This is a genomic window from Actinomadura sp. NPDC023710, assembly GCF_040639875.1.
In the GTDB taxonomy this organism is placed as follows: domain Bacteria; phylum Actinomycetota; class Actinomycetes; order Streptosporangiales; family Streptosporangiaceae; genus Spirillospora; species Spirillospora citrea.
The window spans coordinates 1-1,855 of sequence record NZ_JBFAGB010000107.1 but is presented as its reverse complement, the minus strand read 5'-3'; the positions used below and the strand labels follow the sequence as shown (position 1 = coordinate 1,855).

Sequence of the window (1,855 nt, the reverse complement as noted above, 5' to 3'; positions counted from 1 at the left end):
CGCGCCCCCGATCGCCGAGGTGCACCTCCCAGTGCGCATCCCCGCGGGCTTCCACGGCAACTGGATCCCGGCACGAGCATCAGGGCCCCCACGCGCGGGCCGGTGACCGTCGGCCTCCCACCGCAGCTCTACAACGGTGCACGGAATACTCACGCGCCGGTCCTCTTCCGCAGCCACGATTCACACACCTGGAATATCGCCGCCGCCTCGGCGGGCGTGTGCGGCCGGGCCCCGGAACTGGATCTGTGTTCTGGAGTTCACGAACAGTTTCTAAGAAGGGTGTCTCCCGTGGGGAACTTGGTGAGTTCTTGTAGCAGGTGATGGAGGTGGTGGGGGTGAGGAAGGTGTTGAACAGGTGGCCGTGGCGTTCGTAGCGGACGGTCGGCCGCTGGTAGCCAAACAGCCAGGCCAGCGTTCGTTTGATGACCCAGCCATGGTGGTCTTGGCACTCGCCGGACTCGATGGCGGGTCGGGGGGGTGCGTGGCACGATCCCGTCGCCGCAGCCAGGCCCGGTGCTCGGCGGAGTGGTCCGCCTTATCGGCACGCATTGTCACCGGCCGCTGCCAACACGCCCCACGGCGCGTTCGGATCGCTGGCAATTCCATCAGCATTGGCTTGACATGTTTAAGGCATCGGGCTCAGGGGCTGCCGGAGGCGACCCATGGAGATCTCGCCGCAGGCTGCCGTCCAGCGGGCGTGGTGCACCCGGTCCGCTCGGCGGCGCGGTATGCCTCCAAGGCCCATTGGAGCCGGCTCATCCGCGGACCCGTGGGTGGCGCTAGCTGCTCGGAGGTCCACCGGGTGATCGGCCATGCGGCGCTCGGTAAGCGTCGTCGGCGTCATCGTTGACGAGCAGGGTCGGGCCCTGCTCGTGCGCCGTTGAGACCGCGGCCCAGCGACATCCCTGCGGCGTGCGACAGCCACGTGAAGTTTGCTGCCCTCGTTACCATGATCGGCCGGATCGGGGCCGGTTGGCGTGCCCCCTTTTCGCGCGGACCTTGGCGGCGTTCACGATCGTCGACGCCCAGTCCACCTGCGCTTGCGCTCGATGCTCGTTCTGGACGGCATGGCGCACTCGCGGCCACAGTCCTGCCCTGGTCCATGCGGTGTAGCGCCGATGGGCCGTCGGCACGCTCACCCCGAACTCATCCGGCAGATGCCGCCACGCGTGCCCGCTGGTCAGCACGTACACGATCGCGGTGAACACCGCCCGCTCGTCCACCGGCACCGTCCCGCCACCCTGCCAACGCGGCGTGAACTCCGGGATCAACGGCTCAACAATCGCCCACAGCTCATCCGGCACCAATCGGAGCCCAAGATCGGACGACACGATCCCCGGTCGTGCCGCACCAACTGCCGCATCCGTGTGAGACCCCCTCTTAGTATGTGGGCGCACAGTAAGCTCCATGGCCGATGGTCCAGGTCGTTGACAACTCGCCGGCTGGCTCGAGGCCTTCGCCGCGGTGGCCGAGGCTGGGGTTGCCTGGCGGCGCATCCATCCTGGCTAGGGTCCTTCCCCGAGCTCTCTTGATGCAGAGCGGTCGATTTGTCGGTCGTGTCGGTGACCAGGATGGTCGTGGTGCCTTGTGTGGGGGTGTGGTGGCGCGGGCGGGCGGTACCGCCCCCATCGCGGCACCGCCCGCCCGTCCTAGACGGGTCAGCCTCTGAGGAGGGAGACGCCCATGCTGGACAGGGCCCGGCCGATGGGTTCGTGGATCATTCCGCATCCGGAGTTGGGGCCGCCGCTGAGGATGCCGTGGGCACGTATTCGGCGGGCGCGGAAGCGTAGACGGTGAGGCCGGTGTCGGGCGAGGCGTTCCGGCGCCCGCCGCAGATTACGCGCAGCAGGGTCGA

At 68.2% G+C, this 1,855-nt stretch carries 1 protein-coding gene; it reads right to left on the bottom strand.

Translation table 11 applies throughout. The features are described 5' to 3' along the window. Positions 1–944 precede the first annotated feature (944 nt). Entirely contained in the window at positions 945–1,304 is a 360-nt protein-coding gene (locus tag AB0H37_RS45000; protein WP_360618853.1) for a transposase, read from the bottom strand. Positions 1,305–1,855: the final 551 nt, after the last annotated feature.